This is a genomic window from uncultured Flavobacterium sp., from assembly GCF_963974175.1.
Lineage (GTDB): Bacteria > Bacteroidota > Bacteroidia > Flavobacteriales > Flavobacteriaceae > Flavobacterium.
The window spans coordinates 116,759-137,386 of record NZ_CAXBBR010000001.1; the positions used below are offsets into that span (position 1 = coordinate 116,759).

Genomic DNA, 20,628 nt, shown 5'->3' on the forward strand with positions numbered 1-20,628 from the left:
TTATGAAAAAATTTACATTAGAATTATTCACAACGATTATCGGTATTGGTTCTGCATCAGGGCTTTTTTTTCAAGGCAATTCTCTTTACTTAATAGGAGACAACAGTGGCTTTTTATACGAATACAACATCACCGATACTAGTCTGAATAAATACCCACTCTTACAAAACCCTAGTGATAATATTCCTAAAAAGGACAAACCCGACTTTGAATCCATCACACATTTTCAAGACACGCTTTATATCTTTGGTTCTGGATCCACGGCAAGAAGGAATGCGATGATCGAATTCGATTTAAAAACGAGAAAAAAAGCCACAACTAATAATTTGGTTGATTTGTATGCAGTCATGCAGAGTTTTGGGAATATCAAACCAGAAGATTTTAATTTAGAAGGCGCTATTTATGATGGCGAAAACTGGTATTTCTTTAACCGTGCCAATGAAAGCAATAATAAGAATGTCATATATACATTGCACGCCAAAAAATTAAACGAAGAATTCAGCCTAATTTCGAACGAGTACAAGCTGCCCAAAATAAAGGGCGTTCGCAGTAGCTTTACCGATGCAATTCTCGTAGACGATAAAATTTATTTCTTGGCCACAGCCGAAAACACTTCCTCTACGTATGACGATGGAGAAATCCTAGGAAGCATTATTGGTTGTATAGATTTAGATACAATGAAAATAGATTTTACACAAAAAATTAGCCCCACAAATAAATTTGAAGGGCTAACCTTATTTTCAAAAACCAAGAACCAAATCCAGTTTCTACTTTGTGAGGACAAAGACACGGATGTCTTAGAAAGTACTATTTACAAACTAAGTATAGACCTCAAGTAAAAAAGAAAACTATTTCTATTTCTTCGCAGACTGAACTGCATCTCTATTCTTTTGTTCTTTTAGAATATCACTCAAGAAAGGCATTGTTTCTTCCTCAATTTGATTTTCTGAAATAGCTAATGCTTTTGGGTCAGTAGCTAATTGTAGCCATGGTCTAGGCGCAGCAAAATCATAACTACCAAAAACGATTACAGGAGTCCCTTTTACTTTAACTGTTTCTGAATCGGCTAATTGCCACTCATCAGCCCAATCGTATAAATACTTGGCATCCGTCTCCTGAAGTCTCAAACAAGAATGAGAAGCTGGGTAACCGGGTAAGCTGTATTGATGCCATCCCACACCTAATTTATTTTCTACGTTAAAATTCCAACGTAATTCCCACTCATCATCAAATGTACTTGTAGTTTCCTCTGCTTTCCAATTCGTAAAAAACAAACCTTCTGGGGTTTTATGTTTTTCACTCCCCATATTAGTAGGTCCCGTATAAACCAATTGCCCTTTTTCATAAGCAGCAAATGTTTGTGTAGCATACGAAAAAAAGATAACTTTTTTTATGTCTTTTAAATACGAAACAGTCATTGGAAAAGGAAGATAGAATTCAATATCGCCGCTCATATCCCCCGGAATTAAAATAGAATCCATTTGCTTCAAATTGGTAGCATCGGTTCGGTTAACCGCATACGCGATACGTAGCATTTTATTATCGGCGCTATTTGCCGATAACCATTGTTTTGTATTTTCGAAATGAAAAGAAACATTTTTCGGTTCTTGTCGCTTGATAACTGGTTCGCTTTCGACACTTTCGACATCAGCTTGTTGTTTGCATGAAGCAAAAAGAATTATGATACTTATATTAAAAAGAAGGGCTAATTTTTTCATAGTGATTATTTATACTACAAAATTGACCTATTTCAGGAACTAAAGTGTTACATAATTATTTGAATAATTTATCAAATTTAAATATTTACGACCTGTGGAAATTAACTTTTATTTTACTTTCTGTACTGCCATTAAAAAAATGGAATGCCTTAACTTTGCTAATAACAAACTAAAATTTGAACATAATGACAGACTTAAAAAATAAAAATGCGCTAATTACAGGTGCTGGAAAAGGAATTGGTAAAGCGATTGCTATAGCATTGGCGAAGGAAGGCGTGAATGTAATTTTAGTTTCTCGTACCCAATCTGATTTAGACGAGGTAGCAACGGCAGTAAATAACTTAGGCGTAAAATCATTGACACTTACTGCTGATGTTTCTGATATTTGTTCAGTAGATACTGCAGTAGCAGAAGCCTTGGGTAAATTTAAAACGATTGACATATTAATCAATAATGCAGGAATTGCAGCTTTTGGTAAATTTTTAGAATTGGAACCTAAAGCATGGGAGCGTATCATTCAGGTCAACTTAATGGGAACCTATTATACTACCCGCGCGGTATTACCTAATATGATCGAACGACAAACTGGAGATATCATAAACATTTCCTCGACTGCAGGATTGAAAGGAAATGCATTAACAAGTGCATACAGCGCCTCTAAATTTGCTGTATTAGGACTAACCGAATCCTTAATGCAGGAAGTTCGCAAACACAACATTCGCGTTACTGCCTTAACGCCAAGTACGGTGGCTACTGAAATGGCCAAAGATTTAAAACTAACTGACGGTAACCCTGAAAATGTAATGCAAGCTGAAGATGTAGCTGAATTAATCATTGCGCAATTAAAATTAAACCGCCGCGTATTTATTAAAGACGCAGGGATTTGGTCAACAAACCCATAATATTAGAGGAAAGTCGAAAGACATATCACTGCTGAAAAAAAACCATTAAGAGATTAAGTTCATTAAGTTTTACCTTAATTTTCTAAATCTCTTAATGGTTTAATAATTTAAACTATGAATTATTTTAAATTGCCTACACCTCAACCGCTACAAATTCCATTCGAACACTGCCATCAGTGTCAATTGTAGTCAAATTGATTTCATGCAAGGTATTCACTAATTCTGGATTCCAAGGTGTTTTAACTTTTACATAGTTTTCTGTAAAACCATGAATGTAACCCTCTTTATTTTCACTTTCAAAAAGAACTGTTCGAGTACTTCCCAATTGACTTTCATAGAAAGAACGGCGTTTTTTTACTGATAATCCACGCATCATTTTACTTCTTTTCACACGTACATTTTCAGGTACAACTCCACCCATTTCTGCAGCTTCTGTGTTATCACGTTCAGAATACTTGAAAACATGTAAATAAGAAATATCCATTTCATTCAAGTAACGATAAGTTTCTAAGAAATGTTCATCTGTTTCACCAGGAAAGCCAACAATGACGTCCACACCAATACAGGCATGAGGCATCACTTCTCTAATTTTATTTACTCTTTCCGTATATATTTCGCGTTGGTAACGACGCTTCATTAATTTCAAAATATCATTACTTCCAGACTGCAACGGAATATGAAAATGCGGTACAAAAGTTCTGCTTTTCGAAACAAATTCGATGGTTTCATTTTTCAATAAATTAGGTTCGATGGATGAAATTCGCAAACGCTCTATTCCTTCTACTTTATCTAATTCCTGAACTAGTTCTAAGAAGGTATGTTCGTGCTTTTTATTTCCAAATTCCCCTTTTCCGTAATCGCCAATATTTACTCCAGTAAGAACAATTTCTTTGATATTTTGCTGCGAAATTTCGTAAGCATTTTTCAAAACATTGTTTAATTCGTCACTTCTAGAAATTCCTCTCGCAAGCGGAATCGTACAATAGGTACATTTGTAATCACAACCATCTTGCACTTTCAAGAAAGCACGGGTTCTGTCACCGATCGAGTAACTTCCCACATAGAAATCAGCATCAGCTATCTCGCAAGAATGTACCTCTCCAAAATCATTTTTGGACAAATCATTGATATAATCGGTAATTTTAAATTTTTCGGTAGCTCCAAGAACCAAATCCACACCATCAACTGCAGCTAATTCTTCTGGTTTCAACTGCGCATAACAGCCCACAGCGGCTACAAAAGCTTTATCATTAAGTTTCATTGCTTTCTTAACCACTTGCTTAAACTGCTTATCGGCATTTTCAGTAACGGAGCACGTATTGATTACATACATATCAGCAACTTCTTCAAAATCTACACGATCAAAACCTTCGTCTTCAAAGCTTCTAGCAATCGTAGAAGTTTCCGAAAAATTCAGTTTGCAACCAAGCGTATAAAAGGCAACTTTTTTTCTGTTTTCCATAGGGATAAACTACGTTTTTAGTAGTAACTTATTATATTTACATCTTTGTAAAAAGAGTTTGCAAATTTACGTACAATATTCTTTAAAATGAAATCAATAATTCACTATATATCAACGCTTTGTATTGTATTAACATTTGTTTCCTGTGGAAAAGACAGTACAGAAAATAAAGATCATCTTGTTTTTCGTTACAATGAAAGTTCTAATATCACTTCTCTTGACCCTGCTTTCTCAAAAGTACAATCGAATATTTGGGCTTGTAATCACATTTTCAATGGTTTACTACAACTGGACGAAAAATTAAATATCCAACCCGATATTGCCAAATCTTGGGCTATTTCGCCCGATGCGAAAACCTATACTTTTACGTTGCGAAGCGACATCTATTTCCAAAAACACATCTTATTTGGTAAAGACAGTACCAGAACAGTAAAAGCCTCCGATTTTGAATACAGCTTAAACCGATTATTAGACGAAAAAGTAGCTTCTCCCGGTGGTTGGGTTTTACAAAACGTAGAAAGCTTCAAAGCACAAAATGACAGCGTTTTTGAAATTAAACTCATCAAACCTTTTCCTGCTTTCTTGGGTTTGATGACCATGAAATATGCCTCAGTAGTACCTAAAGAAGTTGTTTCTCATTATGGTAGTGATTTTCGTTCGCACCCAATAGGAACTGGCCCTTTCCAAATGAAATTATGGGAAGAAAACGTAAAGCTGGTCTTACGAAAAAACCCTTTATTTTATAAAAAAGACGAAAAAGGGAATTCGCTGCCTTATCTAGAAGCCGTTGCTATTACTTTTTTACCAGACAAGCAAAGTGGTTTTTTACAATTCATACAAGGAAAATTAGATTTCACTTCAGGTCTTGACCCTTCTTATAAAGATGATATTCTAACTCAAAAAGGAGAACTACAGCCCAAATATAAAAACGAGATCAACCTGATTACTGGGCCTTACCTTAATACCGAGTACCTTGGATTCAGAATGGACGGCGACGACAAAGCTGTATTAGACTTACGCATTCGCCAAGCCATGAATTACGGTTTTGATCGTCAAAAAATGATTACCTATTTGCGAAATAATATGGGAACGCCAGCCGTAAACGGAATTATTCCCGCAGGTTTACCCAGCTTTAATAATGCTAAAGGATATACCTACGATATCGAAAAAGCAAAAAAATTAGTAAATGAGTACAAGAAAGCTACAGGTGATAAAAATCCTGTAATTCAATTAAGCACGAATGCTTCTTATGTTGATATTGGAGAATTTTTGCAAAGAGAGTGGCAAAAAATAGGATTAGACGTTCAAGTAGACATCAGTCCTCCTTCTACATTGCGTCAAGCTATTTCTACCGGAAAAGTTTCTTTTTTTAGAGCGAGCTGGATTGCTGATTATCCCGATGCAGAGAATTATCTATCGTTATTTTACAGTAACAATTTCTCTCCAAACGGACCAAATTACACCCATTTTAAAAATGACGAATTTGATCGTTTATACGAACAAGCTTTCAAGGAAACGGATGATGAAAAACGTTTTGTCTTGTATCAAAAAATGGACAAAATCATTATTGAACAAGCACCAATAATTCCTTTGTTTTATGACAAAGTAGCCCGATTCTCCAGAAAAGAAGTTACTGGCTTAGGGATTAATCCTTTGAATTTATTGAGTTTAAAAAAAGTAAAAAAGAACATTCCTAAATCGTAACAAACGAATGAAAAAAGCTATTATATTCTTTCTTCTTATTCAGGTGCTAACCACAAATGCTCAAAACAGTATTGAATGGGACGGTATCTACCAACTACAATTATCAGATTTTCAATCAGAAGCTACACAAATTGGAAGTGACGTTAATATCACTAGCATCCACACCGCTTCAAGTCTTGGTTTTGCATTTATGATGAACAATGTAGAGTTTATGTTTACCAAAAATTTCAACTCCAAAGTAAATTGCTCTTTCCAAAAGGACGCAGGGTCTCTAATTGCTCCAGATACAATTACCGCTAACAAACTGCTGGATTTTGCTCGCTATGAGTTTGATCTATCTGAACTCTATGCTCGTAAATTACGCAAAGAAATCTACGAGCAGAAAGGAACTTTTTCTGATGTCAGCTTTTTAAAAGTTATATACGACCAAATACAAAAGAAGTACACCGAAGAGCATGCTATGGCAGCTAAAAACACTAATTTGGGTCTTGAAGCAGCGAAACTTACTGTACTGCATACAGAAGTCTTAAAGCAAATTGAGAACTATCCAGATTTTTGTAAAAGTTGCAAACCACCTAAGAAAAAGAAATAAAATCCTTAATTCAAAATAAATCTGCGCACTACCTCGGCAACACCATGATCATTATTTGACGCGACGATAACATTTGCTCTGTCTCTTAATTCAGGGGTAACGTTATCAACCCAAACTCCTAGTCCAGCATATTCTATCATTGTCAAATCATTCCCTGCATTCCCAACAGCGATGATTTCGCTTTGATGAATACCCAATTTCTCCGCCAATATTTTTATACTTGCAGCTTTGTCAATGCCATTTTGTGCCACTTCAAGGAAAAAAGGTTTTGACATACTCACGCTCAAATGAGGCATGGCTAGTTTTAAGTCTTTTTCTACTTCTTTCAGATAACTTGGCTCTTCTAATAAAATACATTTCACAGCCGATGAATTAACAGCAGTCTTGAAATCCAATACTTTATTGTGCAATAAACCTGTAATATTTAGCTCTATATCTATATACTCTGAATTCGTCTCACTCACTACTTTACCATCAAGATACGTAATGATATGGGTTTTGCTTTTTATGCTATACTCATACAATTCATGTATTTGTTCCTGCGTCAAGGTTTGTTCAAAAATTACTTTATCTTCCTTCAAATCTGTAATTACGGCGCCATTATACGAAATCATATAAGAATTGTCCATTTTCAATTCTTTCGCGTAAGCAGTCATTGCTGGCGTTGGTCTCCCCGATGCCAAAATAACATACACTCCTTTTTCCTGCGCTTTAAAAAGCATTTCCTTATTTTCTTCCGAAATTTTATGGTCGTCTGTCAACAAGGTATCATCCATGTCTATCACCAGCATCTTATATTTCATCTCTTTTATCTTATTACGAGACAATTCATAAAAAAGAAAACCCTGATATCATAATTGACATCCAGGGTTTTCTTTAATAAATCATCGATTGTTTATTAAATACTTAATCTAAATTCTTCAATAACCGGAGTTGCTTTTGCAAAATCAGTTTCCTGTATGAAAACCTCAACAGCCGAACCTGAACTTCCAAAACCGGCTAATCTAGCCGATTGAATATTATCTTTCATCACTGTATCCACACCTGCTGCTTCAATTTTTTCTTTTAAAGCTAGTGCTAATATTTCACTTCCTGAAAACACTTTCATTAATCCCATGGTAATTTATTTTATATTATTTTGTATCCTCTTCTTCGTCATCCACTTCTTCGCCTTCTTCAATTTCAAATAGATAAGGCTCCACCATCATTTTATCAGCAAGACTTTCTATCCTATCCGATAGTCTGTCTGCGAAGATAATGCGTTGTGTTTTATTGATACTATTTGACATACGCATCAGTTTAGTTTCATGACGTAATTTCAAAATAGGATCTGCGTCATCAATAATAAACATTTTCAATCTGTTCACATTAAAACCAGCAGTCGTAAACATTTCGTTCAGCTTAATTGGCGTCCCTATCAATACATCAACTCCACCTGAAATATAATTTTTGTCATATTCCATATCGCCTCTATCGTGCACTCCGTAAACTACCAAATCAGTATATCTTTCGAATTTTTCGAAGATGGCTTCCATTTCTAACACCTTAGCTTTGTCTTCTACAATAATCAAAGCTCGAGGTGATTGTTCACCCTCGCAAACTAACTGTTGGATCACATTGATCACAATAGTAGTTGATTTTCCACTTCCTTTTGGTGCGATAATAATACAGTCAGCACCACTTTTTAAAGTAGAAAAAGTTTCTTTTTGTAACTTGTTTGCTTCGGTTAAACCGTTATCAACTAATCCTTCTCGTAACTTTTCGTTTATTTTTTTTAATTTCATTTGGTATTATTGAAAGAGTAAAAAACAGTAAAATTGAATTCCAATTTCTGTCTTTTAATCATTAATTTATTTTTATTTACTGGCAAACAGCTTCACATCATTTTCAGAAATCTCACTTCCTCCAAGGATAATCAAACGCTCTACTACATTACGTAATTCACGAATATTTCCGGTCCAATCGTATTCTTGCAATAGTTTGACAGCATCACCAGAAAATTTCTTCACTGCATTTCCTTGCTCAGAAGCAATTTTATCTGAAAAATGAGAAATCAGCATCGGAATGTCATCGCGCCTTTCATTCAATGAGGGTACTTTGATCAATATTACAGCTAGTCTATGATATAAATCTTCACGGAAGCGACCTTCGGCAATCTCCGTTTTCAGATCTTTATTGGTAGCCGCCATTACACGAACATCCACTTTAATATCTTTATCTGCTCCTACTCTTGTAATTACACTTTCTTGTAATGCACGTAATACTTTGGCTTGAGCCGAAAGACTCATGTCTCCAATTTCATCCAAGAAAATAGTTCCTTTATCGGCAGCTTCAAATTTACCAGCGCGATCTTTTACCGCTGATGTAAAAGCCCCTTTTACGTGTCCAAATAATTCGCTTTCTATCAATTCAGAAGGAATCGCAGCACAATTCACTTCGATTAAAGGAAAGTTAGCACGTTCGCTTTTTTCATGCAACTGATGAGCAACTAATTCTTTACCAGTTCCGTTTGGCCCCGTTATAAGCACACGAGCATCTGTTTGGGCTACTTTATCAATCATCACTTTTATGTGATCAATTGCTTCACTATCCCCTATCATTTCGTAATTCTTACTGACCTTTTTTCTTAAAATCTTATTCTCAACTACGAGTTGTTTTTTATCTAATGCGTTTCTTACCGTATTCAACAATCGGTTTAAATCAGGTGGTTTTGAAATATAATCAAAGGCCCCAAGTCGCATCGTATTAATAGCAGTTTCCATATCACCATGACCAGAGATCATAACAATGGGAATTTCTGGTTTTATTTTTTTTACAGCTTCAAGCAATTCGACACCATCCATTTTCGGCATTTTTATATCGCACAAAACAAGATCGTAATCGTTATTTTTTATTTTTTCATAACCAGCAACACCATCTTCTGCATCTTCAACCTGATAGCTATCGTTCTCTTCAGAGAGTATTTTTGTAAGTACTCTTCGAATCGCTGCTTCGTCTTCTATGATTAATATTTTACTCATAATCTATTTTAATTATTAGTATTTAGCTTTTTGAAGTTTCGTCTAAACGAAGCAATGAAAAACCAAATAAACTTTAATATTTAAGCCATTTGTATAATTCTTTCCATGTAGGTTTCTTTCCATACATCAAAATTCCAACACGATATATTTTTGCTGCAAACCAAACTACTGAAAAGAAGGTTGCAAATAACAGGGTTACGGAAATGGCAATTTGCCACAAAGGTACGCCAAACGGAATTCGCATTAACATAACAATAGGCGATGTGAGCGGAATCATAGAAAAAACTACTGCTAAAGTACCGTGCGGATCATTTATTACACTAAAAAAACCTACATAAACACTCAGCATTAAAGGCATAATGATAGGTAGTAGAAATTGTTGTGAATCGGTTTGATTATCAACAGCGGCTCCAATTGCAGCATAAAAAGAACTGTATAGAAAGTATCCGCCAATGAAATAAACTACAAAACCGATCAATATACTCGCAATTGGCAAGTTCCACAACTCTTTGATATACATTTGTGCGGTACCAGACAATTCATGCTGTGCCTGATCCATCAATTCCGGTGATACCCTTGCTGTTGGACCAACATTAACCCCAAAAAACACCGAAGCGGCAAACATCAGCGAAAGTCCTATTACAGCCCATATAAAAAACTGAAGGATTCCTGCTAGTGAGGTTCCGATAATTTTACCAATCATCAACTGAAATGGCTTTACCGATGAGATAATTATCTCGATAATACGATTTGTTTTTTCTTCTATCACACTTCGCATCACCATATTACCATAAATGATAATAAACATCATAATCAGGTATCCAAATCCACCTCCAATAGCAATTTTTATTTCATTAAGCCCTTTTACACTTTGCTCACCTGAAGCCTTTGCCAAGCTTATGTTGACCTTTGACTGGGCATTTCTAATCGCCAAAGTATCCAAATTAGCTTTTACTAGATTGGTTTTAGTGATTTTGTTGGCAACGATATCCTGAACCTTTTCAATAAACGATATGCTCGGACTACTGTTAGATATAAATTGAATTTTATTTTCTAAGTCGGCAGCATTAGCGGTATTAGGGATCAACAACAAACCCTCATAATTTTCATTAGTGATACTATCTTTTAAGAATTTCGAATCAATTAAAGATAAATCAAGGTATTTATATTCACTTTTCGGATTGTTTTGCGCTATAAACTCTTTGACAAACAAACCCGATTCATCATGAATCGCAATTCGTTTCGTTTCTGCTTTCATCGAACTTAAATACCCCACAAATGCGGCAATACCCACAAATAGCAGCGGACTTAAAAAGGTCATAACTATAAAAGATTTATTACGCACTTTGGCAATAAACTCTCTTTTTATGATTAATGAAATAATACTCATTTAGATTTATGATTTATGATTAACGATTTTAGATTTCAGAACTCTAAAATCATAACATTAAAAATTATTTACTTTTCGCTTACTGTTTGAATAAAGATATCATTTACACTTGGAATTTTTTCGACAAAATGAGTCACTTGTCCTCTTTGTGTCAAGACCTGTAGCAATTCATTTGGCATAGCATTTCCCAATTGGATTTCAAGTTTCAATTCTTTGCCAAGAGATTTAAAATTAGCCGGAGACACAGTAAATTTCTGAGTGATATCATACATTAAACCTTCAACATTATCAGATACAATACCTACCTCAAAACTATTGGTTTTGAATTGTCTCTTTACATCGTCTAACTTTCCTTCGATCAATTTATTTGATTTATGAATCAAGGCTATATGATCACATAGTTCTTCTACACTTTCCATGCGGTGTGTAGAAAATATAATCGTAGCGCCCTCTTCTCGCAATGCCAAAATTTCGTCTTTAATCACATTAGCATTTACAGGATCGAAACCAGAAAAAGGTTCGTCAAAAATCAACAATTTAGGTTTGTGCAACACACAAACGACAAACTGAATTTTTTGAGCCATTCCTTTAGAAAGTTCTTGAATTTTTTTATTCCACCACCCTTGAATTCCTAATCTATCAAACCAATACTCTAATTGTTTCTTGGCTTCTGCTTTTGACAGCCCTTTCATTTGTGCCAAATACAAACATTGCTCACCTACTTTCATACTCGTATACAACCCTCTTTCTTCTGGAAGATAGCCTATGTATTGAACGTGTTTGGGCTGGAGTTTTTCACCGTCAAGGATGATCTCACCGCTATCAGGCAACGTAATTTGATTTATGATTCGGATTAAAGATGTTTTTCCTGCACCATTTGGACCTAAAAGCCCATAAATACTGCCTTTAGGAACTGTTAATGAAACTTCGTTAAGCGCCACATAATCACCATATTGCTTTACGACTTTATTGACTTCAAGTAGAGTACTCATGCTGAAATTTGAATTTGTGTAAAAGTAAATAATTAGTATCGAAATAGATATAATTGTTACATAAAAAAACCCACCCTTATTTTCACAAGGATGGGAAACTTATATTTAATTTTTAACCTTTATAAAAATTAAGAAAACATATCTTTTACTTTCTCGAAAAATGATTTGTCGGATTTTTCAGGATTAGGAATGAAATGATCATCACTAATATTATTTTCGAAAAATAACTTTTGCTCTTTACTTATCGTTTTAGGTGTCCATACATTTACATGTACTAATAAATCACCACTTGCGTAGCCATTTATATTTGGAATACCTTTTCCTTTAAGTCTAAGAATCTTACCAGATTGAATTCCTTCTTCTAATTTGATTCTAACTTTTCCATTTATAGCTTCGATATCTTTGGAAACTCCAAGAACCGCTTCAGGAAAACTGATATATAAATCATAATGCAAGTTCTCTCCTTCACGCTTCAAAAATTCATGTTCTAACTCTTCGATAGCTACAATTAAATCTCCTGGAACACTGTTTCCTGGCGCATCGTTTCCTTTGTTAGAAACTTTTAACTGCATTCCATCAACAACTCCCGCAGGTATTTTTATAGAAACCGTTTCATCTTCAACAATCATCCCTTGAGAATCTGCTTCTGAAGGTTTTTTATCTAGAATCTGACCTGATCCACCACAAGTAGGACAGGTAGATGCTGATTGCATTCTTCCTAGAATCGTATTAGTAACACGCATTACTTGTCCTTGCCCATTACAGGTAGAACATGTTTTATAAGACACACCTGGCGCCTGAACTTTACGTTTTACTTTTACTTTTTTCTCAACACCATTGGCAATTTCCTCTAATGTTAATTTTACTTTGATTCGTAGGTTGCTTCCTTTAGTTCTGCGTTGACCTCCGCCTCCGCCACCAAATCCGCCACCACCACCAAAGGCGCTACCGAAAATATCACCAAATTGGCTGAAGATATCATCCATATTCATTCCAGCATGACCTCCACCACCGCCAAAACCTCCAGAACCATCAAAAGCTTGATGACCGTACTGATCGTATTTTGCTTTTTTGTTCGGATCGCTTAATATTTCATAAGCTTCAGCAGCTACTTTGAACTTTTCTTCTGCCGATTTGTCTCCAGGGTTTTTGTCAGGGTGATGTTCTAATGCTTTTTTTCTGTAAGCTTTCTTTATCGCTGCTGCATCAGCACCTTTTGAAATGCCTAATATCTCGTAAAAATCTTTTTTCATCTTTATTTTTTCTTGTGAAAGTAAGAACGCGATTAATTGCGTCTAAACCTGTCTACATTACTGCCCTATAACAACTTTAGGAAATCGAATAATTTTATCTCCTAATTTATATCCTTTTTCAAGAACATCAACAATTTTCCCTTTCATCTTAGGAGCAGGAATTTGAGTAATTGCTTCAGCAAAATCAGCATCAAATGCATCACCAGCTTTAACTTCTACTTGTTCTAATCCTTTTGAAACTAGCGTGCTTTTCAGTTTTTCATGAATAAGCTCTACCCCTTTTAAAAGTAATTGGTCATCCGATTTAAGTATTTCGACCATCGCTCTGTCAAAATCATCTAAAACAGGCAACATAGCTAAAAGAACCTCTTGATTTGCTGTCTTATACAATTCAAGACGTTCTTTTGAAGTTCGTCTTTTGTAATTTTCAAATTCTGCAAATAATCGTAAATATTTATCTTTTTCTTTCGCTAAGTCTTGCGTCAATTGCTCTTCAACACTTAACTCATCAGCAACAATTTGTTCTTCACTCGCATTGTTATCTAATGTTACATCATCCATCTCTTTATCGATTTCTGTATTTTCAGTAGTCATATTACCTGTATTTTTAAAAATATTCTTAAACTTCATTTTTTTCACTTTTCTTTGAATTGCAAAAGTACTGCCAATTCTCACTAAATGTCAAATTGTCATTCTTTTTTTTAATAGCAGCTATTTATGATGGAGAACATTCTAGTCTATCTTTTTGATATTAATTTAAATTTTAATAAAATTTTAAGACTATTACGTTTTAGTTTCTATAAGTTTGTTACCGGTTCTGATCTAGATTAAATTTTTAATCTGTTAAAAACAAATTTAAGGTTGGTTTCTAAAATATTATTAATTCAAGAATACCTTATATTAAAAAAAGCTTTGTTAACTAACAAAGCTTTTTTTTATGCGTAAAATTTAATTTACAATAACGCGTTTTTCAAACCTTCAAAATCAAGAGAAACCTGTTCTCCACTTACTAAGTTCTTTAACGAAAAAGAATTTGAAGCGATCTCTTGCTCTCCTATAATCACTGCAAAAGGAATATTTCTCTTGTCAGCATGTTGAAACTGTTTTGCCATTTTTGCGTTATCAGGATACAATTCCACTTTTATACCTGCAGCTCTTAACTTTTGTATCGCCTGCAAAGCATAAAATGCTTCGGCGTCACCGTAATTAATAAACAACGCCTTTGACGTTGCAGTAACGGTTTCTGGGAAAAGACTCAACTCTTCCACAACTAAATAGATGCGGTCCAATCCAAAAGAAATCCCAACTCCGCTCATATTTTTCAATCCGAAAATTCCGGTCAAATCATCATAACGACCTCCACCACCGATGGAACCCATAGCGACTTCTTTAGGAGGCGCCACTTCAAATATTGCCCCAGTGTAATAATTCAATCCACGAGCAAGTGTAACATCAAGGTCTAATATTGCCGAAGCTAATCCTAATTTCATTACATTTTCACAAATGAAACGCAATTCTTCAACTCCTTTCATTCCTTCTTCTGAAGAAGCTAAAAGCAGACCTAGTTTTTCAATTTTCTCTGCAATAGTTCCTGTGAAATTAAAGAGAGGCTGCACTTTTCCTATCGCTTCTGCTCCAATTCCCTTTTCTATCATTTCCTTTTTGACACCATCCTCGCCTATCTTATCTAGTTTATCAAGCGCAACAGTAAAGTCAATCAATTTATCAGAAGCACCAATAACTTCAGCTATTCCAGATAATATTTTTCTATTGTTAATTTTAACGGTCACTCCTTTCAAACCTAATTCAGAAAATACAGTGTCGTAAAGTTGTACTAATTCTACTTCTTGCCACAAAGACTTTGAACCAACTACATCAGCATCACATTGAAAAAACTCTCTAAAGCGTCCTTTCTGAGGTCTGTCTGCACGCCAAACTGGTTGAATTTGGTATCTTTTAAACGGAAATTCAATATCATTCTGATGTTGCACTACATAACGAGCAAAGGGAACCGTCAAATCATAACGCAAGGCTTTCTCTGAAATACTCGATGTCAACTTTGTACTGTCTTTATCTTCTAAATGCTTAGCATTAGCTTTCGCCAAAAAATCCCCAGAATTTAGAATCTTGAAAATCAAACGATCTCCTTCTTCTCCATATTTCCCCATTAAGGTTTCTGAATTTTCAAATGATGGTGTTTCTATCGGTTGAAAACCAAATTTCTCAAAATTATTCTTAATGATTTGGATAATATATTGACGTTTTGCCACCTCAGCAGGTGAAAAATCTCTTGTTCCTTTAGGGATGCTCGGTTTTGATGCCATTATTTTTAATTTAGGTTTTACTATTTAGGATTCGGGTTTCTATCAATTGGCAAAAAATTTCCAATTCGTAAACTCCCAATTCGTAAATTCAGGTTGCAAATATCTTATTTTTAAAATAAATAATACTCCTTCCAAAACAAACTTGTAACAAAAATTGTATTTTCGTGTCAAACTACCATGATGTTAAATTTATTCAAAGAAAACGTACGAATTGCTTTTGGCTCTATTAGGACCCAAATATTGCGTACCTCGCTCACCGTATTAATTATCGCTATAGGAATTACAGCTTTAGTAGGTATTCTGACTGTGGTTTCTGCCTTGGAGAACACTATCTCTTCTGATTTTGCATCCATGGGAGCTAATACTTTTAACGTCAAGCAATACGAAAACAATACCCAAAGACGAGGCGGTGACGAACGCGAAATTATAAACCCTATAATCTCGTACCCAGAAGCAGTCGATTTTAAAAACAAATACGATTATCCCTTTACAGAAACTTCCCTATCCTTTACGGCAACTTCTACTGCAGAGGTAAAATACGAAGCGACAAAAACAGATCCTGAAATTGCGGTTGTTGGTGTTGACGAATATTTTATGACCAACTCCGGTTTAGAAACAAGCTTGGGAAGAAATTTTACGGGTTTTGATATAGACAACAACAACTATGTTTGTATCGTAGGTTCAGATTTTGGTAAAGGATTACTTAAAGACACAAACCCTATTGGAAAAACTATTTCGATACGTGGCGCAAGGTTTAAAGTAATTGGCATCTTAAAAGAGAAAGGTTCCACTTTTGGGAACAAACAAGATTTAAGAGTTTTAATCCCAATACAAGTCGCTCGATCCTTATTTACAGCACCAAACATTAATTACACCATGAGCATCATGGTTTCCAATAAAGAATTATTGGATCAAGCCATAGACCATGCCATTATTACCATGCGTAATGTTCGAAAGTTAAGCCCCGTAAGAGACAATAACTTTGGAGTTGTACGTAGTGACGATCTTATCAATAGAATCCTTGGTATCACAAAATACCTTGGACTAGCCTCATGGCTGATCGGAATTATTACCGTTTTAGGATCTTCTATAGCCTTAATGAACATCATGATTGTTTCCGTTACCGAAAGAACTCGGGAAATAGGCGTTAGAAAAGCATTGGGAGCCAAAAGATCTACCGTCGCCATTCAGTTTTTTATTGAGACCTTACTTATTGGTCAACTAGGCGGAATAGTGGGAATAATTTTAGGAATCTTAATCGGTTTTGGAATCGCGACGGCTTTAAGTTTTGTATTCGTTATTCCTTGGGTAGCCATCATGGCTGCTTTCTTAACTAGCTTTATGGTTGCCATCGTTTCCGGCTTGTACCCTGCGATTAGAGCTGCTTATCTAGACCCAATTGAAGCCTTGCGATACGAGTAATTCTATGGTAAACTAGGTCTTTTTTTGATTTGTACATTGCTAAAAATATTAAATTGTACCTCGAATCATTCTGTCATTGCCATAAATATCTTTTCGTAATTCAATGTTTTTGAAATTCATTTTCTCAAGCAATGTCAACATGTCTTTACCTAAATATTGATTAATCTCGAAGAATAAACTCCCCTCGCCCGAAAGGTTTTTCTGTGCTAATGCTGCAATTTTTTTATAAAAAATTAAGGCATCATCATCTTCCACAAAAAGAGCTAAATGAGGCTCATTGTCCAAAACATTTTTCTTTATTTCCTGCTTCTCTAAATTTCGAACATAAGGAGGATTAGAAACAATGATATCAAATTGTTCCTTTAAATCCTCTGTCTCTAGAATATTCTGAGTTATGAATTTTACATCGACTTGGTTTAGAATAGCATTCCTTTTGGCTGTAGCCAAAGCCTTTTCAGAAACATCAATTGCGTACACTCTTGCATTCGGCATGTTTTTAGCCAATGAAATAGCAATACAACCGCTTCCTGTTCCAATATCAAGAATTTTTAAATCTTTAAATCGTTCAGTCTTTGAATTCCCGTTAATAATCCATTCCACCAGTTCTTCGGTTTCAGGTCTCGGAATCAATACATTTTCATTTACCTCAAAATCCAAACCAAAAAAACTAGTTTTCCCCAGTAAATACTGAATGGGAATCTCCAACTTTAATTGCTCTAGGATTGAATTCCAAAGAATTATTTCCTCTTCCCCAAAAACCAACTCGGGATCCAGAGCTAAATCAATTCTTTTTAACTGACGCTCTTCCTCTAGTATCAGGTAAAAAAAACTCTCTGCTTCGCCTTCATCATAAATCGGAAGTAGTTCGTGAATAAATTGGCTTCTGTATTCTTTAATTTTCATTGTGTTTTTATTGCTTTATGAATGAAAAACTCATAATTCATAACTTATAATTTCTTCAGCATCCAAACCGGACAAGAGACATGTCCCGTACTTCCCATAGGAGCATCGATATATTCGAAACCTACTTTTTTGTATAATTTTTGAGCATCATGCATAAAAGGCATAGTTTCTAAATAACAATTTTCGAAACCAAATTCTTTAGCGCTTTGCAGACATACAGCCATAACCTGACTTCCTATCCCCTGACCACGTGTTTCAGGCAGAAAATACATTTTCTGTAATTCACAAATCGTCTCAGCTTCATTTTCAAGAGGAGCAACTCCTGCCGAACCTACTATTTTCCCATTATTTTCGACAACATAATAAACCGATTTGGGCTTATTGTATTCCTCAAACATTAAATCTAAATACGGATCAGCATAGGCCGTTCCTACTTTTGGGATATTCAATTCGTCAAAAACCGCTCTTATTAACTGAGCAACGGCTTCATTATCCTTTTTTTCGATCTTTCTAATAACCAAATTTTCCATTATGTATAAATGCTTGTTTATAAAAACACAAAAATAGAAATTGTTTATTGTTATTTTCAGAAGTTTTAAAACTAATCCCAAAGATTATACGCTAACCTCAAAAATAACTACTTTTGCATCGTGAAGATACATGAAAAATACATCGAGCGATGCATCCAATTAGCCAAAAACGGCTTAGGAACCACCTATCCTAATCCAATGGTGGGCAGTGTTATTGTTTATGAGGATACTATCATAGGGGAAGGTTGGCATAAAAAAGCGGGTGAACCTCATGCCGAAGTAAATGCCATCAATTCAGTAAAAGACAAATCCCTATTAAAAAAAGCCACCATTTATGTAAGTTTAGAACCTTGCAGTCATTTTGGAAAAACACCGCCCTGTTCTGATTTAATCATAAAAAATGAAATCCCACAGGTAGTTATCGGAACGGTTGACCCAAATGAAAAAGTAGCTGGAAACGGAATAAAAAAATTAATTGAAGCCGGAATAAAGGTGACCGTTGGTATTCTTGAGAACGAATGCCATGAGTTGAACAAGCGATTTTTTACTTTTCATCAAAAGAAAAGACCTTATATTATTTTAAAATGGGCAGAAAGTCAAGACGGTTTCATTTCTCCAAAAGTAAAATCAGAACAAAAACCAGTTTGGATTACAAATCGCTATTCGAGACAATTAGTTCATAAATGGAGAAGTGAAGAACAGGCTATTCTAGTGGGCACACAAACAGTCATCGATGACAATCCGAAATTAGATGTGAGAGATTGGATGGGAAACAATCCTGTTCGAATCATTTTGGACCAAAAAAATCGCATAGCAGAAAATAGCCAAGTATTTGACAATCAAACAAAAACAATTGTTTTCTCAAAAGCAGCAACTAATATCAACAAAGAAAACCTTATCTTTGATACCGTTGATTTTGAAAAAAATATAGCAAGCCAAGTGGCAGATGCGATATACAAGTATCAAATTCAATCGGTGATCATAGAAGGAGGCCGACAAACATTGCAAACTTTCATTGACGCTAATCTCTGGGATGAAGCACGAGTTTTTAAAGGTAACATCCTCTTTAAAGAAGGCACGAAGGCTCCGACACTAAGCGGATCTTATTTGGAAAAACACTTAATCGGTCAAGATGAACTCATAATATTGAGAAACCATGATTAATGCAATTATTTTTGATTTTGGGGATGTCTTTATTAATTTAGACAAACAAGCCACCGTTGATGGACTAAAAAATCTAGGACTTACGCAATGGAATGAGGATTTAGACCAGTTAAATATTCAATTTGAAACTGGTAAAATATCCCAAGAAAAATTTATTGGTGGTATTCAAAAACACATTCCTAATGCTAGTACAGGGGAGATTTTAAAGGCATGGAATGCCATTTTATTAGATTTCCCTTTGTATCGATTGGAGTTTCTACAAATGCTTTCTAAAAAATACCGCTTGTTTTTACTTAGCAATACTGATGCTATCCACATCGAAACATTCGAACAAAATAGTGGTGCCTCTTTTTACGGTGATTTTTACAAGTGCTTTGAAAAAGTACATTTCTCATTTGAAATAGCCATGAGAAAGCCAAATCTTGAAATTTACAACTATGTTTTAAACGAACATGATTTGCAAGCAAAACGCACTTTATTCATCGATGATAAAAAAGAAAACACAGACGCAGCGCTATCACTGGGATTTCAAGTTTGGAATTTACAGGTAGGTAAAGAAGATGTGGTAGACTTATTCAATAAAAATATAATTTAGAAAATCCCACTTGGAAATAAAAGACACTTACAATACCATCGAATTTGAGTCGGAGGAAATACTACATAAAGAAAAGAACAGTAAATTTTTTGGTTCCGCCTTTCCTATCCAATCAGAAGACGAGGTAAAAACCATCATTGATGGTTTAAGAAAAAAACATCCAAATGCAGGTCATTTTTGTTACGCCTACCAAATAGGCACCGACACCCTTTCTTATCGAGCCAATGATGACGGAGAACCGAGCAATAGCGCCGGTATGCCTATTTATGGCCAAATTCAGTCATTTTCTCTTACAAACACACTCGTAGTAGTAGCCCGGATTTTTGGAGGCGTTAAACTAGGCGTTGGCGGATTAATATCCGCTTACAAAGCAACTGCTCAACTCACGCTTGAAAGTTGTGAAATTATTGAAAAAACGATCGATATCCATTATCAGGTTTCATTTGATTATAAAAACATGAATAAAGTCATGCGAGTAATTAAAGAAAAACAGCTAGAAATCGTAACTCAAGAAATGGAGATAAACGATGAAACAGGATTGCCGATTGGGAAAATCGAGGTGAAAACGCGAAAAAAAAATGCCGAAATGATTTTCGACATTTTTAATTCACTGTTTGAAATAGATATTAAAATTAAAGAATAATTATTTTTTACCCT

General features: G+C 34.9%; 21 protein-coding genes. 8 read left to right on the forward strand and 13 right to left on the reverse strand.

All coding sequences use genetic code 11. From position 1 onward, the window contains the following. Positions 1 to 2 precede the first annotated feature (2 nt). Complete coding sequence (locus AAC069_RS00470; protein ID WP_339918588.1) at positions 3 to 839, forward strand: hypothetical protein; 837 nt, start codon at positions 3 to 5, stop codon at positions 837 to 839. Positions 840 to 854: 15 nt separating this feature from the next. Here the strand turns inward: AAC069_RS00470 and AAC069_RS00475 are convergent, their stop codons facing one another. Continuing rightward, entirely contained in the window at positions 855 to 1,718 is an 864-nt protein-coding gene (locus tag AAC069_RS00475) for a L,D-transpeptidase (protein WP_339918589.1), read from the reverse strand. Positions 1,719 to 1,903: 185 nt separating this feature from the next. Between AAC069_RS00475 and AAC069_RS00480 the strand changes: the two genes are divergently transcribed. Continuing rightward, a complete protein-coding gene (locus AAC069_RS00480) occupies positions 1,904 to 2,620 on the forward strand; it encodes a 3-ketoacyl-ACP reductase (RefSeq protein WP_339918590.1) in 717 nt (238 codons plus the stop codon). Positions 2,621 to 2,753: 133 nt separating this feature from the next. Here AAC069_RS00480 and mtaB read toward each other — a convergent pair whose 3' ends face one another. Continuing rightward, positions 2,754 to 4,082 (reverse strand): tRNA (N(6)-L-threonylcarbamoyladenosine(37)-C(2))-methylthiotransferase MtaB, encoded by a 1,329-nt coding sequence (gene mtaB, locus AAC069_RS00485; RefSeq protein WP_339918591.1) that lies wholly within the window; start codon positions 4,080 to 4,082, stop codon positions 2,754 to 2,756. A gap of 87 nt (positions 4,083 to 4,169) precedes the next feature. Here mtaB and AAC069_RS00490 point away from each other — a divergent pair, with 87 nt between their 5' ends. Together AAC069_RS00490 and AAC069_RS00495 are read left to right on the forward strand one after the other, a co-directional pair. After that, positions 4,170 to 5,786, forward strand: coding sequence for an ABC transporter substrate-binding protein (locus tag AAC069_RS00490; RefSeq protein WP_339918592.1), 1,617 nt, complete (start codon positions 4,170 to 4,172; stop codon positions 5,784 to 5,786). Between the two features lie 7 nt (positions 5,787 to 5,793). Continuing rightward, entirely contained in the window at positions 5,794 to 6,378 is a 585-nt protein-coding gene (locus AAC069_RS00495) for a hypothetical protein (RefSeq protein WP_339918593.1), read from the forward strand. 5 nt (positions 6,379 to 6,383) lie between these two features. On the opposite strand, the gene AAC069_RS00500 is transcribed toward AAC069_RS00495, so the two are convergent. The 9 genes from AAC069_RS00500 to hisS form a co-directional block, all read right to left on the reverse strand. Further along, positions 6,384 to 7,181: a Cof-type HAD-IIB family hydrolase gene (locus tag AAC069_RS00500; protein ID WP_339918594.1), complete on the reverse strand. Its 798-nt coding sequence runs from the start codon at positions 7,179 to 7,181 to the stop codon at positions 6,384 to 6,386. A 95-nt stretch (positions 7,182 to 7,276) separates the two neighbouring features. After that, the gene (locus tag AAC069_RS00505; RefSeq protein ID WP_339918595.1) at positions 7,277 to 7,495 is read right to left on the reverse strand and encodes a DUF2007 domain-containing protein; all 219 of its coding nucleotides are present in this window, start codon (positions 7,493 to 7,495) and stop codon (positions 7,277 to 7,279) included. Positions 7,496 to 7,511: 16 nt separating this feature from the next. After that, a complete protein-coding gene (locus AAC069_RS00510) occupies positions 7,512 to 8,162 on the reverse strand; it encodes a DEAD/DEAH box helicase (RefSeq protein WP_339918596.1) in 651 nt (216 codons plus the stop codon). A 72-nt stretch (positions 8,163 to 8,234) separates the two neighbouring features. Further along, entirely contained in the window at positions 8,235 to 9,398 is a 1,164-nt protein-coding gene (locus AAC069_RS00515) for a sigma-54 dependent transcriptional regulator (protein ID WP_339918597.1), read from the reverse strand. 73 nt (positions 9,399 to 9,471) lie between these two features. Continuing rightward, on the reverse strand, positions 9,472 to 10,788 hold the full coding sequence (locus tag AAC069_RS00520) for an ABC transporter permease (protein WP_339918598.1): 1,317 nt from the start codon (positions 10,786 to 10,788) through the stop codon (positions 9,472 to 9,474). Positions 10,789 to 10,856: 68 nt separating this feature from the next. Then, positions 10,857 to 11,780, reverse strand: coding sequence for an ATP-binding cassette domain-containing protein (locus tag AAC069_RS00525; protein WP_339918599.1), 924 nt, complete (start codon positions 11,778 to 11,780; stop codon positions 10,857 to 10,859). 128 nt (positions 11,781 to 11,908) lie between these two features. Beyond that, positions 11,909 to 13,033, reverse strand: a complete 1,125-nt coding sequence (dnaJ, locus tag AAC069_RS00530) for a molecular chaperone DnaJ (protein ID WP_339918600.1) — start codon at positions 13,031 to 13,033, stop codon at positions 11,909 to 11,911. A gap of 57 nt (positions 13,034 to 13,090) precedes the next feature. Further along, on the reverse strand, positions 13,091 to 13,663 hold the full coding sequence (locus AAC069_RS00535) for a nucleotide exchange factor GrpE (RefSeq protein WP_339918601.1): 573 nt from the start codon (positions 13,661 to 13,663) through the stop codon (positions 13,091 to 13,093). 323 nt (positions 13,664 to 13,986) lie between these two features. Then, positions 13,987 to 15,357: a histidine--tRNA ligase gene (gene hisS / locus AAC069_RS00540; RefSeq protein WP_339918602.1), complete on the reverse strand. Its 1,371-nt coding sequence runs from the start codon at positions 15,355 to 15,357 to the stop codon at positions 13,987 to 13,989. A gap of 177 nt (positions 15,358 to 15,534) precedes the next feature. Between hisS and AAC069_RS00545 the strand changes: the two genes are divergently transcribed. Then, the gene (locus tag AAC069_RS00545; RefSeq protein ID WP_339918603.1) at positions 15,535 to 16,779 is read left to right on the forward strand and encodes an ABC transporter permease; all 1,245 of its coding nucleotides are present in this window, start codon (positions 15,535 to 15,537) and stop codon (positions 16,777 to 16,779) included. A gap of 48 nt (positions 16,780 to 16,827) precedes the next feature. Here the strand turns inward: AAC069_RS00545 and prmC are convergent, their stop codons facing one another. Continuing rightward, a complete protein-coding gene (gene prmC / locus AAC069_RS00550; protein WP_339918604.1) occupies positions 16,828 to 17,682 on the reverse strand; it encodes a peptide chain release factor N(5)-glutamine methyltransferase in 855 nt (284 codons plus the stop codon). Between the two features lie 44 nt (positions 17,683 to 17,726). Further along, a complete protein-coding gene (locus tag AAC069_RS00555; protein WP_339918605.1) occupies positions 17,727 to 18,212 on the reverse strand; it encodes a GNAT family N-acetyltransferase in 486 nt (161 codons plus the stop codon). 120 nt (positions 18,213 to 18,332) lie between these two features. On the opposite strand from AAC069_RS00555, the gene ribD reads away from it, so the two are divergent. Genes ribD through AAC069_RS00570 form a run of 3 tightly spaced genes read left to right on the forward strand, consistent with a single transcriptional unit; the run spans position 18,333 to position 20,614 of the window. Then, positions 18,333 to 19,376 carry a bifunctional diaminohydroxyphosphoribosylaminopyrimidine deaminase/5-amino-6-(5-phosphoribosylamino)uracil reductase RibD gene (ribD, locus tag AAC069_RS00560; RefSeq protein ID WP_339918606.1) on the forward strand — a complete coding sequence of 348 codons (1,044 nt, stop codon included), beginning with the start codon at positions 18,333 to 18,335 and terminating at the stop codon, positions 19,374 to 19,376. Beyond that, positions 19,369 to 19,971, forward strand: coding sequence for an HAD family phosphatase (locus AAC069_RS00565; RefSeq protein ID WP_339918607.1), 603 nt, complete (start codon positions 19,369 to 19,371; stop codon positions 19,969 to 19,971). Before ribD ends, AAC069_RS00565 begins: the two co-directional genes overlap by 8 nt. 10 nt (positions 19,972 to 19,981) lie before the next feature. Next, positions 19,982 to 20,614 (forward strand): YigZ family protein, encoded by a 633-nt coding sequence (locus AAC069_RS00570; protein ID WP_339918608.1) that lies wholly within the window; start codon positions 19,982 to 19,984, stop codon positions 20,612 to 20,614. The last annotated feature ends 14 nt before the right edge of the window (positions 20,615 to 20,628 follow it).

Bases quoted from the DNA above. Each gene is read 5' to 3' on its own strand.
- AAC069_RS00500 (WP_339918594.1), bottom strand. From the start codon at position 7,181: ATGAAATATAAGATGCTGGTGATAGACATGGATGATACCTTGTTGACA.
- AAC069_RS00545 (WP_339918603.1), top strand. From the start codon at position 15,535: ATGATGTTAAATTTATTCAAAGAAAACGTACGAATTGCTTTTGGCTCT.
- AAC069_RS00520 (WP_339918598.1), bottom strand. From the start codon at position 10,788: ATGAGTATTATTTCATTAATCATAAAAAGAGAGTTTATTGCCAAAGTG.
- AAC069_RS00535 (WP_339918601.1), bottom strand. From the start codon at position 13,663: ATGAAGTTTAAGAATATTTTTAAAAATACAGGTAATATGACTACTGAA.
- AAC069_RS00525 (WP_339918599.1), bottom strand. From the start codon at position 11,780: ATGAGTACTCTACTTGAAGTCAATAAAGTCGTAAAGCAATATGGTGAT.
- AAC069_RS00470 (WP_339918588.1), top strand. From the start codon at position 3: ATGAAAAAATTTACATTAGAATTATTCACAACGATTATCGGTATTGGT.
- AAC069_RS00555 (WP_339918605.1), bottom strand. From the start codon at position 18,212: ATGGAAAATTTGGTTATTAGAAAGATCGAAAAAAAGGATAATGAAGCC.
- AAC069_RS00490 (WP_339918592.1), top strand. From the start codon at position 4,170: ATGAAATCAATAATTCACTATATATCAACGCTTTGTATTGTATTAACA.
- AAC069_RS00515 (WP_339918597.1), bottom strand. From the start codon at position 9,398: ATGAGTAAAATATTAATCATAGAAGACGAAGCAGCGATTCGAAGAGTA.
- prmC (WP_339918604.1), bottom strand. From the start codon at position 17,682: ATGAAAATTAAAGAATACAGAAGCCAATTTATTCACGAACTACTTCCG.
- dnaJ (WP_339918600.1), bottom strand. From the start codon at position 13,033: ATGAAAAAAGATTTTTACGAGATATTAGGCATTTCAAAAGGTGCTGAT.
- AAC069_RS00505 (WP_339918595.1), bottom strand. From the start codon at position 7,495: ATGGGATTAATGAAAGTGTTTTCAGGAAGTGAAATATTAGCACTAGCT.
- AAC069_RS00565 (WP_339918607.1), top strand. From the start codon at position 19,369: ATGATTAATGCAATTATTTTTGATTTTGGGGATGTCTTTATTAATTTA.
- AAC069_RS00480 (WP_339918590.1), top strand. From the start codon at position 1,904: ATGACAGACTTAAAAAATAAAAATGCGCTAATTACAGGTGCTGGAAAA.
- AAC069_RS00495 (WP_339918593.1), top strand. From the start codon at position 5,794: ATGAAAAAAGCTATTATATTCTTTCTTCTTATTCAGGTGCTAACCACA.
- AAC069_RS00475 (WP_339918589.1), bottom strand. From the start codon at position 1,718: ATGAAAAAATTAGCCCTTCTTTTTAATATAAGTATCATAATTCTTTTT.
- hisS (WP_339918602.1), bottom strand. From the start codon at position 15,357: ATGGCATCAAAACCGAGCATCCCTAAAGGAACAAGAGATTTTTCACCT.
- AAC069_RS00510 (WP_339918596.1), bottom strand. From the start codon at position 8,162: ATGAAATTAAAAAAAATAAACGAAAAGTTACGAGAAGGATTAGTTGAT.
- mtaB (WP_339918591.1), bottom strand. From the start codon at position 4,082: ATGGAAAACAGAAAAAAAGTTGCCTTTTATACGCTTGGTTGCAAACTG.